This is a genomic window from Kitasatospora purpeofusca, from assembly GCF_000718025.1.
GTDB lineage: Bacteria > Actinomycetota > Actinomycetes > Streptomycetales > Streptomycetaceae > Kitasatospora > Kitasatospora purpeofusca.
Genome location: NZ_JODS01000004.1, coordinates 310735 through 324673, shown reverse-complemented (window position 1 = coordinate 324673; position 13939 = coordinate 310735). Strand labels below are relative to the sequence as shown.

Sequence of the window (13939 nt, the reverse complement as noted above, 5' to 3'; positions counted from 1 at the left end):
GCCGTCGGCAGTGCTGTGGACCGGTGAATGGGGAGACCTTCCGGCCCCGCGCCTTCGGGGGGCCGCGACGGCACCGGCTCACTACCATCGTCCACCATGAGCGGTGCTGAGCAGCAGATACTCCCGGAACCGGTCTCCCCGGAGCCCTTCCGGACCGTCGAGGTGCCCGGAGCGGTGCTCGCCGTGCACCGGCCGGCGACCGGCCCCGGCGCCGTTCCGACCGCTCCCGGACCGGGCGGCGGACGGGCCCCGGCGCTGTTCGTGCACGGGCTCGGGGGCTCCGCCGCCAACTGGAACGCGCTGATGGCCCGGCTCGGCGGAGAGCTGGACGGCGAGGCCGTGGACCTCCCCGGCTTCGGCGAATCCGCCCCGCCCGCCGACGGCGACCTCGGCCTCTCCGGCCACGTCCGGGCCGTCGTCGGCTATCTGGAGGCCGCCGGCCGGGGACCGGTCCACCTCTTCGGCAACTCGCTCGGCGGAGCGGTCTCCGTCCGGCTCGCGGCGCTCCGCCCCGACCTGGTCCGCAGCCTGACCCTGGTCTCGCCCGCCCTGCCCGAACTGCCCCCGCAGCGCTCCGCCTGGCCGACCGCGATGCTCGCCGTCCCCGGCGTCCCCGCGCTGCTGCGCCGGCTGCCGACCGGTGCGCGCGAGCCCGAGCGGGCCGCCGACGGGCTGCTCCGGCTCGTCTACGGCGACCCGGACAGCCTGAGCCCGGCCGAGCGGGCCGAGGCGGTGGCCCAGTACCGGCGGCGGACCGAGCTGCCCTGGGCGGCGGGGGCGCTGGTGGGCTCGGCGCGCGGGATCGTCTCCGCCTACACCGAGCGCGGCGAGCAGGCGCTGTGGCGGCAGGCGGCCCGGGTGACCGTGCCGGTGCTGCTGGTGTACGGGCTGCGGGACAAGCTCGTCTCCTACCGCTCCGCCCGCCGGGCCTGCGCGGCCTTCGCGGACTCCCGGCTGCTGGTGCTGCCGGACTCCGGGCACGTCGCGATGATGGAGCACCCCGACGCCGTCGCCAGGGCGGTGAAGGAGCTGCTGGGCCGGGCCTGACGCCCGCCCCCGTCGTGGTGGGGCGGGGGATACCCCGTGAGGGGCCGCCGTTAACGCCATGATCGGGAAGAGGTCACTCCGGTTCACTCGTTCAGGTGGCAACCAGGCATGTGACCGATGGATTGCCCCGGGCCGGTCCTACCTTTCTGCTGTCGGACCGAACAGGTGTGGGGGAGCTGCGGCCGCCGGAGAACCCGGAGGGCGGCCGCGCGAGGGACGCCGACGGCCGGTGGCGGCCGACGGCGGCCACCGGTCCGGGCCGCCGTGTCTGCGGCGGAACGCCTCCTCCGCCCCGGGCCGCCCCCACGTCGTACGCGCCGCACGCGTCGCCGTGGGGCGGCCGGGCGCCGACCGGCCCGCGCGGCCGGCACCGCCCGCTCGGCCCGGCCATCCGTCGATCCCGTTCTGTCCTGGAGGTCTCCCGTGCGCGTAGCACTGCTCACCGAGGGTGTGCGCCCGCGCTCCCCGCGTGGCGCCGGCGGCTGGTGCGACCGGCTGGTGGACGGCCTGCGCGAGCACGACTTCGCGTGGTACGTCCTCGCCGGGACGGCCGGGACGGCCGGAACCGGAGGGACCTCCCCGACGGACGCCGGAGCGGACGCGGAGGACGCGGCCCGGCCCGCGGTCCACGAACTCGCCCTCTGGGGGCGCCGCCCGGCCGGCCGCGCGCCCGGCGCCCTGCGCGGCCGCCAGTACGCCGCCGCCTACGACCGGCTGGTCCGGGCCCTGCTGCGCCCCGGCGAGCGATCCGGCTTCGGCCCCGGCCTCTACCGGCTCGCCGAACTCGCCCGCGCCGACGGCGCGCTGCCCGCCTTCCTGGTCTCCGACCGGGCCCGCCGCGTCCTGGAGCGGGTCTGGCGCTCGCCCGGCGCCGACACCTCCGCCGGGCAGCCGCTGGTCTGCGACGTCCTGGTCGCCGCCGACCTGCTCGAACAGTGCCTGCGGCCGCTCTCCGCGCCCTGGTACGGCACCGCGCCCGGCGGCCTCGGCGCCGCCGACCTCTGCCATGTCGTCGGCGGCGGCCCGGCCGCGCTGCCCGCGCTGGTCGCCAAGCAACTGCACGGCGTGCCGTTCGTGGTCACCGAGCACGGACTGCACCTGCGCGAGCAGTACCTCGGCTACCGCGAGGCCCCCTACCGCTGGCCGGTCCGGGCCCTGCTGCTCGCCTTCTTCCGGGCGCTCACCGAGGAGACCTACCGGCAGGCCGCGATACTGACCCCGGGCAGCGCCCACGACCAGCAGTGGCAGCGCCACTGCGGGGCCGATCCGGCGCGCACCCGGGTCGTGTACGAGGGCACCCCGGCCGTGGAGCGGCCCGCGGCCGGTCCCGAACCGGACGCCCCCACCCTGGTCTGGGCCGGCGCCCTGGAGCCGGGCCGCGACCCCGAACTCGCGCTGCACGCCTTCGCCCGGGTCCGGGCCGAACTGCCCGCCGCGCGGCTGGTCCTGCACGGGGAGGAGGCCGTCCCCGGCTACCGGGCGCACTGCGCGGCCGTCGCCGAACGGCTCGGGGTGGCCGACGCGGTCGAGTTCGCCGGGCGGCCCCGTTCGGCCGCCGACGCCTGGGCGGACGGCACCGTCGTGGTCTTCTCCGCCCTCTCCCAGCGCCGCCCCCGCCTGCTGGCCGACGCGATGCTGAGCGGCCGCGCGGTGGTCAGCACCGATGTCGGGGTGGCCCGCGAGGTGGTCGGCCCGACCGGGCTGCTGGTGCCGCCGCGCGACCCGCAGGCGCTGGCCGGAGCCTGCCTCGCCCTGCTGCGCGACGACGAGCGCCGGGCCCGGCTCGGGCTGGCCGGCCGCCTGCGGGCGCAGGAACGCTTCGCCGTGGAGCCGGTGACCGGCGCCTTCCGGGAGATCTACCTGGAGCTGGTCTCGCAGTGGCCGGCCTTCCCGGCGGCCGCGCCCGACGCCGGTGCCGGCCCGCGGCCCCGGCCGTTCGCCCGGCCCGCCGAGTACTGGATCACCGACCGTCGGCACACCGAGCCGCCGGAGGCCGCTGCCGCCCCCGTGCCGGGAGACCCGGTCCCGAGCGACCCGGTCCCGAGCGACCCGGTGACGGCCGACGGCACCGGCACCGGTACCGGCAATGCGGGCAGCGGCAGCACCGACGACGGCGGCACCGCCGACCGGGCGGACGGGGCCGGTGCCCTGGTGGCGCTGTCGCGGGGGCGGCTGCCGGCGGCCGGCGAGGCGCCGGACCGGGCCGGGTCCTTCGCGGAGGCGGTCTGATGGCGGCCGGCGGGGGAGCGGCGGCCGTCGGGCTCGCGAACGGGTCCGGTGACCCGGTCCGGGAGGTGATGGCCGAGCACCGGGTGCTCTGCGAACGGGCCGTGGACCCGCTGGAGATCGCCGCCGGGCTGGCGGAGGCCGGGCTGGGACCGGCCGCCGCCGCCCGGTGCCGGCACGCCGACCTGTTCTCGCTCGCCGAGGAGCTGTACGCCCGGGTGCCGCGCCGGCCGCCCTCGGCGGAGCCGGCCGGGCCCGCCGGGGGCGGCCGCGCTCGGCGCGGGGCGGCGCTGCGCACGGCGGGGCTGGCCGTGCTCCCGTGCGCGGCGGCGGCCGCGCTCGGCGCGGGCCGACCCGTCCTGCTGGTGGCGGCCGTTCCGCTCGTCCTGGTCCCGGCCGCCGCCGGGAGCACCGGAGCGGGCGGTGCGGCGGCCGCGCCGTGGGCCGGGCCGGGGCCCGGGGAGGGGCCGGAGGCGGAGCTGGGCCCGGTCGCGCCCTGCGCGCCGACCCCGCCCGCCGGGGCCCGCCGCTGGTGGGACCCGGCCCTGCGGGGGGCCGGACTGGCCGCCCTGCTGCTGGTGCCGCTGGCCGTCGCGGCCGACGGGCCGGAGGAGCGGCGGGTGACGGCCGCGCTGGTGCTGGCGGCGGCGCTGTCCACCGGGTCCGCGGAGTGGGCGGCCCGGTGGTACCGGCATGTCGGCCGGGGGCACCTGGGGGCGGCGGCGACGCTGGCCGAGTTCAGGTCCCGGATGCGGCCGGTGCTCCCGGTGGCGCTGGCGCTGCACCTGGCGGTGCTGGCCGTGCTGAGTTTCGCGGCGCTGGCCGTGCTGACCGCGCTCGCGCCGCGCCCGGGCCCGGCGCACGGCGGCGGGCTGCTGCACCTGGCGGCCGAGCGCGCCGAGCCCTGGCAGTGGGCGGCGCAGGGCCTGCTCGGCCTGCTGCTGGTGCTGCCCGTGCTGCTGGCGCGCTGCGGCCGTCCCGGTGCGGCCGCGCTGGGCGCGCTGGCCGGGGCGGCGGGCACGGCGGCGCCGCCCGCGCCGTCCGCCGGGCTGCTCGGCGGCGGCGCGGTGGCACTGGCCCTGCTGCTGTACGCGTGGCCGGTGCTGGGCCGTCCCGATGCGCACCGCTGACCGCCGGCCGGCCCGGACGGCGCCCAGGGGTGGTCGGACCACCCCTCGAACTCCCGCTTTCCCGTTGTTCACTCGGACCCGCCAGACCGTGCCCGGTCTGGCTTCGTGGAAGGACGCCCCCCGATGAGGGTGCTGCTGCTGGGCGCCGACGGCTTCATCGGCCGTCGGGTCACCGATCGCCTGCTCGTGGATCCGGAACTGCAGGTGACGGTACTCGGCCGGCGTGACTCCGCCGACATCCGTTTCGACCTGACCACCGGCAGTCCGGGGGCGCTGGCCCGGTTCCTGGACGCGGTCGCGCCGCAGGTGGTGATCAACTGCGCGGGTGCCACCTACGGCAGCTCGCGCACGCTGATCCGGGCCAACACGCTCGCCGTGGCGACCGTCTGCGAGGGGATCCGGCGCAGCCGGGAGCCGGCCAGGCTGGTGCACGTGGGTTCGGCGGCCGAGTACGGGCCGGTCCCGGGCGGGGTGCCGGTGTCGGAGAGCGCCGAGCCCCGGCCGGTGGGCCCGTACGGGGTGTCGAAGCTGGCCGGGACGGAGCTGGTGCTGGCCTCCGGGCTGGACGCCGCGGTGCTGCGGGTGTTCGACGTGGTCGGGCCGGGGGCGCCGACGGCCTCGCTGTTCGGGCGGCTGGCGGAGGGGCTGCGGCGGGCGCTGGAGCGCGAGGAGTCCCAGGTGCGGATGCCGGACCTGTCCGGATACCGGGATTTCGTGGATGTCAGGGATGTCGCGCGGGCGATCCAGGCGGCCGCGGTCTCGGCCGCGACCGGGGTGATCAACATCGGCAGCGGGCATGCCGTCCGGGCCCGGGAGGCGGCCCAGCTGCTGGTCCGGGCGTCCGGCTTCGAGGGCTCGGTGGTGGAGGAGAACCGGCAGGTCGTCCTGCCCGCGCAGGCGGGCGGTCCGGTCGAGCACGTGCCGGGGCACGTGCCCGCGCACCACCTGCCCGGCCACCGGCCGGCGGAGCCCCGTCCGGGCGAGGGGCGGGCGCCCGCGGGGGAGCCGGTGCCGTGGCGGCAGGCCGATGTGCGGACCGCCAGGGACCGTCTCGGCTGGCGGACACAGGTGCCGCTGGAGGAGTCGCTGGGGGACGTCTGGCTGGAGACGGCCTGCCGGGTCTGAGCCGGCGCCTCCGTCGCGGCCCGGACCGGCCTGGACCGGTCCGGGCCGCGACAGCACCGGGAACCCGCTGCTTCCGGGCCCCGGGACGGTCCGCGGCGACCGTTCCGGGGCCCGCTGCGTGGTCCCACCATCCGGTGCGGCCCGTCTCGTCCTTCGGACGGGCTGTCTCGGAATACCGGGGCGGCGTGACACTGTTGGCCTAGCAGAGCCACCGCGGTGGCGTCGCAACAAGCCCCAAGAGGTTGGCCCCGGCCACCCGAACCGACGAGCAACGGAGAACCCGTGTCGCTGCCACCCCTGGTCGAGCCGGCCGACGAGCTCACCGTCGACGAGGTCCGCAGGTACTCCCGCCACCTGATCATCCCCGACGTGGGCATGGCCGGGCAGAAGCGGCTGAAGAACGCCAAGGTGCTGTGTGTCGGCGCCGGCGGTCTGGGCTCGCCCGCGCTGATGTACCTGGCCGCGGCCGGCGTCGGAACGCTGGGGATCGTCGAGTTCGACGTCGTCGACGAGTCGAACCTGCAGCGGCAGATCATCCACGGCCAGTCGGACATCGGCCGCTCGAAGGGCGAGTCGGCGCGGGACTCGGTCAAGGAGATCAACCCGTACGTCGAGGTGATCCTGCACGACGAGCGCCTCGACAACTCCAATGTCATGGAGATCTTCTCCGGCTACGACCTGATCGTGGACGGCACCGACAACTTCGCCACCCGCTACCTGGTGAACGACGCCGCGGTGCTGCTCGGCAAGCCGTACGTGTGGGGCTCGATCTACCGCTTCGACGGCCAGGCGAGCGTGTTCTGGGCCGAGCACGGCCCCTGCTACCGCTGCCTCTACCCGGAGGCGCCGCCGCCGGGCATGGTCCCCTCCTGCGCCGAGGGCGGCGTGCTGGGCGTGCTGTGCGCGTCGATCGGCTCGATCCAGGTCACCGAGGCGATCAAGCTGCTGGCCGGGGTCGGCGACCCGCTGGTCGGCCGACTGATGATCTACGACGCCCTGGAGATGAACTACCGCCAGGTGAAGGTCCGCAAGGACCCGAACTGCGCGCTCTGCGGCGAGAACCCGACCGTCACCGAGCTCATCGACTACGAGGCCTTCTGCGGCGTCGTGTCGGAGGAGGCGCAGGCCGCGGCCGCCGGTTCGACGATCACCTCGAAGCAGCTCAAGCAGTGGCAGGACGACAAGGAGGACATCTTCCTGATCGACGTCCGCGAGCCCGGCGAGTACGAGATCGTCAGCATCCCCGGCGCGGTGCTGATCCCGAAGAACGAGTTCCTGATGGGCAACGCGCTGGAGCAGCTGCCGCAGGACAGGAAGATCGTGCTGCACTGCAAGTCGGGCGTCCGCTCGGCCGAGGTGCTGGCCGTGGTGAAGTCGGCGGGCTTCTCCAACGCCGTCCACCTGGGCGGCGGCGTGCTCGGCTGGGTGAACCAGATCGAGCCGCACAAGCCGGTCTACTGATCGCACCGCGTCGCACCGACCACCGTGAAGGGCCCGCTCCGGCGGGCCCTTTCCGTGTTCCCGGGCCTCTTCCCCGAGGAGCCCGGAACGGGTCGCTAGAGCGCGCCCTTGCGCTGGAGCACGTTGTAGGAGATCCAGCCGGGCACCACCGGCAGCCAGAAGGTGAGCGCCCGGTAGAGGAAGACCGCCGGGGTGGCGACGGCGGCCGGCACGTCGGCGACGGTGAGCGCGCCGATCAGGGCGACCTCGACCGGGCCGATGCCGCCGGGGGTGGGGATGGCGGAGCCGGCCGCGTTGGCGGTCAGGAAGACCACGGCGACCGCCGAGAAGGAGATCGAGCCGCCGAAGGCCTGCACCGAGGCGTCCAGGCAGGCGGTGAACGACAGGGTCAGCAGCAGGATGCCGCCGAAGCCGGTGACCAGCTTGCTGGGCGTCTGCATGAGGTCGAGCATCCGCGGCACCACGCCGAAGAACAGCGAGCGCAACCGGTTCAGCACGAACCGCCGCAGCGGGGCGACCGCCGCCACCACCAGCGCCAGCACGGCCGCGCTCAGCACGCCGATGATCACCGCGCGGGAGGCGGAGAGGTCGCCGTTGGTCTGGCTGCCGGTGATCAGACCGAAGCTGAACAGCAGCAGCAGGTGCCCGGTCAGGCCGGCCAGCTGGGAGGCGCCGACCGAGGCGACCGCCTGGCCGGAGCGGATGCCCGCCTTCTGCAGGTAGCGGGTGTTCAGCGCGATGCCGCCGATCGCGGCCGGGGCGACCAGCTTCACGAAGGAGCCGGCGATCTGGGCGGCCACGGTCCGGCGGAACGGCAGCTTCTCCGGGACGAAGCCGGTCAGGCTCATCGCCGCGGCCACGTAGGAGAAGCCCGCCGCGGCGAGCGCCACCGCGGCCCAGGCCCAGTCCATCTGGGAGAGCTTGAGCTGGGCCGGCTTGACGGTGGTCAGCGTCAGATAGGCGGCGAACGCGAACGCGATCACCATGATCAGGGTCTTCGGCTTGAGCCGCTCCAGCCTGGCCGGCTCCATCGGCGCCTCGGGCGCGATCTGCAGGATCTGGCCGCGGATCCGGCTGAGCAGGTCCTCGCCGGCGACCGCGATGTCCTCCTCGGCCTGCTCCTGGGTGCGCTCGCCGGCGGCGACCTGCTCCAGTGCCTTGGCCTGGGCGGCGGCCTTGCGCTCCTTGCCGAGCTTCTTCAGGTCGACCCTGGTCGAGCGGCTCATCCCGACCGGCTGGAGCAGCGGCAGCGCCTGGGCGACCCGCTCGGCGCCGAGCACCGCGTTGGCGGTGGCGACCGTGCGCTCCGGGCCGATCCGCAGCGCGAAGGTGGTGAGCAGCTGGGCGACGTCGATGCGCAGGGTGAGGTCGGTGGCCGCGATGTCGCCGCCGGAGAGGTTGACCAGGCAGGCCGTCTTCCCGTCGACGACCAGCAGCGACTCGCCGGTCAGCCGGCGGTGGGCGATCCGGCGCTCGTGCAGGGCGGCCACCGACTCCCACAGCGAGGCCATCACCCGGTCGGTCACCTCCTCGTCGGCGAGGTCGTCCAGGGTGCGGCCCTCGACGTTCTCGTAGACCAGGATCGCGGCGTCCGGGCCCAGCTCGGAGGTGGCGACCAGCTGCGGGGCGCGGGCCCCGGAGGCGGCGGCCGCGTACGCGATCAGCGCCTCCTGCTCCAGCGCCTGGCGCAGCGACTGCGGGCTGCGCCGCACGGCCACCGAACGCAGCCGCAGCCGGCGCCAGGCCCGGTAGAAGAAGCCGGAGGCCTGCTGCTCGCGGTCGACGATGTGGACGTCCAGCGGCGGGCCGCTCTGCTGGGCGACCAGGTAGCGGCGGGTGCCGCCGGGGGCGTCGGGGGCGCGGTGGGCGCTGGCCGGGGTGAAGCCGACCTTGCGCAGGCCGATCATCAGGTGCTGCCCGGTGGGCCGGATGTTCGGCGAGCCGATCGCGTAGAGGGTGCCGTAGGCGACGGACCAGCCGATCAGCACGGTGAGCAGCAGGGACAGCGGGGTGGTGTAGCCGCCGAGCAGCTCGGTGATGCCGCTGAAGACGACCACCACCCACAGGGCGACCCGCCAGCGCGGTCTGCTCGACATGCCGACCGCGGTCATATAGGCGATCACCGGGGCGAGGTAGCCGTGCACCGGGTCGGTGAGGGTGCCGACGGAGTCCAGCGGGAAGCGGGTCAGCGCGTCCCGGATGTGGTCGGAGGCGCCCTCGGCCACCCACCAGTCGATGCCCAGCGAGACGCCGTAGGCCAGGACCGAGGCGAGCACGCCGTCGGCGACCCGCAGCCCGTCGCGTTTGATCAGCCGCTCGACCGCGAAGGCGAGCGGCACGGCCAGCACCGCGACGTTGGAGACCAGGCCGGTGATGGTGGACAGCACCGGGGAGAAGCGGGGCGCGTTCTCGGCGATGTCGATCTCGATGCCGGTGGTGGTCGAGGTCGCCACACCGGCGAGCACGAACACCGCGACGATGCCGAAGACGCCGGCCAGGAAGCGGATGAGGTCCGAGGGGCGGTGCGCGCGGGCGGCGAGCAGCGGTTCGTCGACATCCAGGTGCGGGGTGTCGTCCAGCGGATCGTGCCCGGGCTGCGGGGCTTCCGTGCCGTCGGTCACGGCGCCCGGTCCGGGGTCGGCCGCGGGCGGTTGGCTGGGTACGGCGGCGGGCGCCCCGGTCGCGGGGCCGGCCGGCTGGGGGCTCTTGATCGTCCGTTCCTTGATCAGGGAGACTTCCGGTGACGGCGCGGCGGCGGGCTGTCCGCCGCGACCTGCGGGCATGCTGGCGGAGGACTCGTCGGAGCCCTCGTCCACACCCACGTCAGCCGTCCCGGTCATCTGGTCTTGTCCTCGTATCACCACTCACCGCCCCGAAGATGGTGGCATGCCTCGGCGCCCCGCGCTGGACAGGGGCCGGATCGGGCGCGGCGGATCGTTCGCACGGCCCCCGCCGTCCGGCCGGATGCGGAAGAATGCCGCAGGTGACGGACGCCCCCGACGAGGCCGGCCACGGTGAGCTGCCTCCCTTCGCCGAACTCGTGCTCGACCTGACCGAGCGGATTCCACCCGGCCGGGTGATGACCTACGGAGACATCGCCGAGTACCTCGGCCAGGGCGGGCCCCGGCAGGTCGGCCGGGTGATGGCCCTGTACGGCGGCGCCGTCCCCTGGTGGCGGGTGGTCCGCGCCGACGGCCGCCTGCTGCCCGGCCACGAGCACCGCGCCCTGGGCCACTACGGCGACGAGGGCACCCCGCTGCGCGAGCTCGCCGACCCGCCCCGGGTCGACCTGCGGCGCGCCCGCTGGGACGGCGGCGCCCAGGGACTGGGCGACAGGTAGCGCCTACGGTCCGGATCGGCCGGAATCATGTGCGCGGACGGGAATGACGGGGCAGGATCGTAGGCTCGATGTACGACGGGCCCCTCGACGGGGCCCGCCCGCAGTTGCCGAGCACGACCCCCAGGACGTCCGTGAGCTCCCCCTACCGTCTGGTGCGCAGCCCCCTCGTACCGCCCGTACCGCCCGAACTCGACGCCTACCAGCGCGCCGTGGTCGAGCACACGGGCGGTCCGCTGCTGGTGCTCGCCGGACCGGGCACGGGCAAGACCACGACCCTGGTCGAGGCCGTCGCCCGGCGGATCGAGAACGGCACCGACCCCGAGCGGATCCTCGTCCTCACCTTCAGCCGCAAGGCCGCCGTGGAGCTGCGCGACCGGATGGCCGGACGGCTCTCCGCCACCGCCGCCGGTGCCCGCGCCGCCGCCCCGCAGGCCACCACCTTCCACTCCTTCTGCTACGCCCTGCTCCGCGCCCACCAGGACCCGGCCGACTACGCCGAGCCGCTGCGGCTGCTCTCCGGCCCCGAGCAGGACGTCATGGTCCGCGAGCTGCTCGCCGGCGGCGCCGAGGACGCCCGGCGCGGCCGCTCCCGGATCGCCTGGCCGCTCGACCTGCGGGCCTGCCTGACCACCCGCGGTTTCGCCGACGAGGTCCGCGCCGTCCTCGCCCGCAGCCGTGAGCTCGGGCTGGGCGAGGACGAGCTGGCCCGTTTCGCCGAGGGCGTGCGGCGCCCCGACTGGGCCGCCGCCGCGCACTTCCTCGCCGACTACCTCGACGTCCTCGACCTGCGCGGCGTCCTCGACTACGCCGAGCTGGTGCACCGCGCCGTGCTGCTCGCCGAGCGCCCCGAGGTCGAGCGGAGCCTGCGCGAGCGCTACGACGCGGTCTTCGTCGACGAGTACCAGGACACCGACCCGGCCCAGGTCCGGCTGCTGCGGCGGCTGGCCGGCGGCGGGCGGGAGCTGGTCGCCGTCGGCGACCCGGACCAGTCCATCTACGCGTTCCGCGGCGCCGACATCAACGGCATCCTGGAGTTCCCGCAGACCTTCCGGCACGCCGACGGCCGCCCCGCCGAGGTCAAGGTGCTGCGGGTGTCCCGCCGCTCGGGCGCCGTGCTGCTCGCCGCCGCCCGCGAACTCACCCGGCGGATGCCGATGGGCCGGCTGCCCAGCGACAAGCTCGCCCAGCACCGGTCCCCGCTGCCCGCCCGGGAGGGCGGCCGGGTCGAGGTCCGCACCTACCCGACCCCCGGCGCCGAACTGGACTCGGTCGCCGACCTGCTGCGCCGGGCCCATCTGGAGGACGGCGTGCCGTGGGGCGAGATGGCGGTGCTGGTCCGGGCCGGCGCCCGGTCCATCCCCGGGGTGCGGCGGGCGCTCGGCGCGGCCGGGGTGCCGCTGGAGATCGACGGCGACGACCTGCCGCTGCGCGAGGAGCCGGCCGTCGCCCAGCTGCTGCTGGCGCTGCGGGTCTGCGCCGAGCAGGCCGTCCGCGACCGCCGGGACGACGCCGAGGACGACCGGGACGCCGAGGACGGCGGGGCCGGCCCCGGCACGCCCGACCCGCTCACCACCGAACTCGCGCACGCCCTGCTCACCGGTCCGCTCGGCGGCCTGGACGGCGCCGACCTGCGCCGGCTGGGCCGCACCCTGCGCGAGGAGGAGCGGGCCGTGCTGCGCGCCGAGGCCGCCGAGCGGGCCCGGGACGCCGAGCGGGCCCGCGCCGCCGCCGAGGAGGACGGCGAGGACGCCCCGGCCGCCCCTGCTGCCGCCGTCCCGGCCGCCGCCGTCCCCCGCCCGGCCGGCGAGCTGCTCCGCGAGGCCCTCGCCGAACCCGAGCGCCTCGCCGTGCTGGACACCCCCTACGCCCGCCGTGCCCACGCCCTCGGCAGTCTGCTGCGCAAGGTCCGCGAGGCCCTCGCCGGCGGCTGCACCGCCGAGGACGCCCTCTGGCAGCTCTGGGAGGGCTCCCGCCGCTGGCGCGAACGCCTGGAACGCGCCGCCCTGCGCGGCGGCGCCGCCGGCCGCAACGCCGACCGGGACCTCGACGCCGTCTGCGCCCTGTTCGAGACCGCCGCCCGCGCCGAGGAGCAGGTCACCGGCCACCGCGGCGCCCTCGACCTGCTCGCCGAGCTGGAGGCCCAGGACATCGCGGCCGACACCCTCACCGTGCGGGCCGTGCGCCCCGAGGCGGTCCGGCTGATGACCGCCCACCGCGCCAAGGGCCTGGAGTGGCGGCTCGTCGTCGTGGCCGGCGTCCAGGACGGCCTCTGGCCCGACCTGCGCCGCCGCGGCTCCCTGCTGGAGGCCGACCGGATCGGCCGCGACGGCCTCGCCGAGCCGCTCACCCCCGCCGCCCTGCTCGCCGAGGAACGCCGCCTCTTCTACGTCGCCGCCACCCGGGCCAAGGACCGGCTGGTCGTCACCGCCGTCAAGGCCCCCGCCGACGACGGCGACCAGCCGTCCCGCTTCCTGCGCGAGCTGTACCGCGAGGACGTCGACCCCAGGACCGGCCGGGTGCTGCGCCGCACCCCGGCCGTCACCGTCGAGGACGTCACCCACCGCCCGCGCCGCCCGCTCGCCGTGCCCGCGCTGGTCGCCGAGCTGCGCGCGGTCACCGTCGACCCCACCCGCTCGCCCGAGCTGCGCCGCGCCGCCGCCGAACGGCTCGCCACCCTCGCCCTCGCCACCGACGAGGAGGGCCGCCCGCTCGTCCCGGCCGCCCGCCCCGAGGCCTGGTGGGGCCTGGACGACGCCACCGCCGCCCCCGCCCCGCTGCGCGACGCCGCGCTGCCGGTGCGGCTGTCCGGCAGCGGCCTGGAACAGCTGGAGAGCTGCTCGCTCCAGTGGTTCCTCGACAAGGAGGTCAAGGCCCGCGGCACCTCCTCCGCCGCGCAGGGCTTCGGGAACGTGGTGCACGCCCTCGCCGACGAGGTCGGCTCCGGCCGCACCCCCGCCGACCTCGCCGTCCTGATGGAACGCCTGGACACCGTGTGGGACGCGCTCGCCTTCGACGCGCCGTGGAAGTCCCAGCAGGAGAAGTCCGAGGCCCGCGACGCCCTGGAGCGCTTCCTCACCTGGCACGTGATGGCCCGCGGCCGCGACGTGGTCGCCACCGAGCACGGCTTCGACGTCACCCTCGACGCCGGCGGCGTCCAGGTGCGGATCCGCGGCTCGATGGACCGGGTCGAGCAGGACGAGGCCGGCCGCGCCTACGTGGTCGACTTCAAGACCGGCAAGCAGACGCCCACCGACAAGTCCCTGCCCGACCACAAGCAGCTCGCCGTCTACCAGCTCGCCGTCCGCTCCGGCGCGCTCAACGGGCTGCCCGGCTTCGACGCGGCCGGCGCCGCCGAGTCCGGCGGCGCCGAACTCGTCCAGCTCCGCAAGCCCGACAAGACCGTCCCCGAGGCGCCCAAGGTGCAGCGGCAGGACCCGCCCGACGGCGAGCCGTGGATCGAGAACCTGCTCGCCGACGCCGCCGGGCGGATCCTCGCCGAACGCTTCGTCCCGCAGACCGGCGGAGGCTGCGACCGCTGCACCTTCCGGCGCAGCTGCTCCGCTCAGCGCGAGGGCGTCCAGGTGGTCGAGTAGGCCCGTCCTTCCGCCCC

Annotated in this window: 8 protein-coding genes; 7 read left to right on the top strand and 1 reads right to left on the bottom strand. The window is 76.2% G+C overall.

Annotated features, from left to right (window positions below; translation table 11 throughout):
- The first annotated feature begins 96 nt into the window (after positions 1–96).
- From IF01_RS0109885 to moeZ, 5 genes are all read left to right on the top strand, one after another.
- Positions 97–1047, top strand: coding sequence for an alpha/beta fold hydrolase (locus IF01_RS0109885; RefSeq protein WP_030392938.1), 951 nt, complete (start codon positions 97–99; stop codon positions 1045–1047).
- Positions 1048–1470: 423 nt separating this feature from the next.
- Entirely contained in the window at positions 1471–3276 is a 1806-nt protein-coding gene (locus IF01_RS0109880) for a DUF3492 domain-containing protein (protein WP_051755061.1), read from the top strand.
- Positions 3276–4403, top strand: coding sequence for a hypothetical protein (locus tag IF01_RS48150; protein ID WP_051755058.1), 1128 nt, complete (start codon positions 3276–3278; stop codon positions 4401–4403). The genes IF01_RS0109880 and IF01_RS48150 overlap by 1 nt, the downstream gene beginning before the upstream one ends.
- A 123-nt stretch (positions 4404–4526) precedes the next feature.
- Entirely contained in the window at positions 4527–5528 is a 1002-nt protein-coding gene (locus IF01_RS0109870) for an NAD-dependent epimerase/dehydratase family protein (RefSeq protein ID WP_030392935.1), read from the top strand.
- Positions 5529–5810: 282 nt separating this feature from the next.
- The gene (gene moeZ / locus IF01_RS0109865; RefSeq protein ID WP_030392934.1) at positions 5811–6989 is read left to right on the top strand and encodes an adenylyltransferase/sulfurtransferase MoeZ; all 1179 of its coding nucleotides are present in this window, start codon (positions 5811–5813) and stop codon (positions 6987–6989) included.
- 95 nt (positions 6990–7084) lie between these two features.
- Here moeZ and IF01_RS0109860 read toward each other — a convergent pair whose 3' ends face one another.
- Positions 7085–9829, bottom strand: a complete 2745-nt coding sequence (locus IF01_RS0109860; protein WP_244215475.1) for a lysylphosphatidylglycerol synthase transmembrane domain-containing protein — start codon at positions 9827–9829, stop codon at positions 7085–7087.
- A 134-nt stretch (positions 9830–9963) separates the two neighbouring features.
- Between IF01_RS0109860 and IF01_RS0109855 the strand changes: the two genes are divergently transcribed.
- A complete protein-coding gene (locus IF01_RS0109855) occupies positions 9964–10329 on the top strand; it encodes an MGMT family protein (RefSeq protein ID WP_030392932.1) in 366 nt (121 codons plus the stop codon).
- A 68-nt stretch (positions 10330–10397) separates the two neighbouring features.
- Positions 10398–13922, top strand: a complete 3525-nt coding sequence (locus IF01_RS0109850; protein WP_078879824.1) for an ATP-dependent helicase — start codon at positions 10398–10400, stop codon at positions 13920–13922.
- The last annotated feature ends 17 nt before the right edge of the window (positions 13923–13939 follow it).

Bases quoted from the DNA above. Each gene is read 5' to 3' on its own strand.
- IF01_RS0109855 (WP_030392932.1), top strand. From the start codon at position 9,964: ATGCCGCAGGTGACGGACGCCCCCGACGAGGCCGGCCACGGTGAGCTG.
- IF01_RS48150 (WP_051755058.1), top strand. From the start codon at position 3,276: ATGGCGGCCGGCGGGGGAGCGGCGGCCGTCGGGCTCGCGAACGGGTCC.
- IF01_RS0109860 (WP_244215475.1), bottom strand. From the start codon at position 9,829: ATGACCGGGACGGCTGACGTGGGTGTGGACGAGGGCTCCGACGAGTCC.
- IF01_RS0109870 (WP_030392935.1), top strand. From the start codon at position 4,527: ATGAGGGTGCTGCTGCTGGGCGCCGACGGCTTCATCGGCCGTCGGGTC.
- IF01_RS0109885 (WP_030392938.1), top strand. From the start codon at position 97: ATGAGCGGTGCTGAGCAGCAGATACTCCCGGAACCGGTCTCCCCGGAG.
- IF01_RS0109850 (WP_078879824.1), top strand. From the start codon at position 10,398: ATGTACGACGGGCCCCTCGACGGGGCCCGCCCGCAGTTGCCGAGCACG.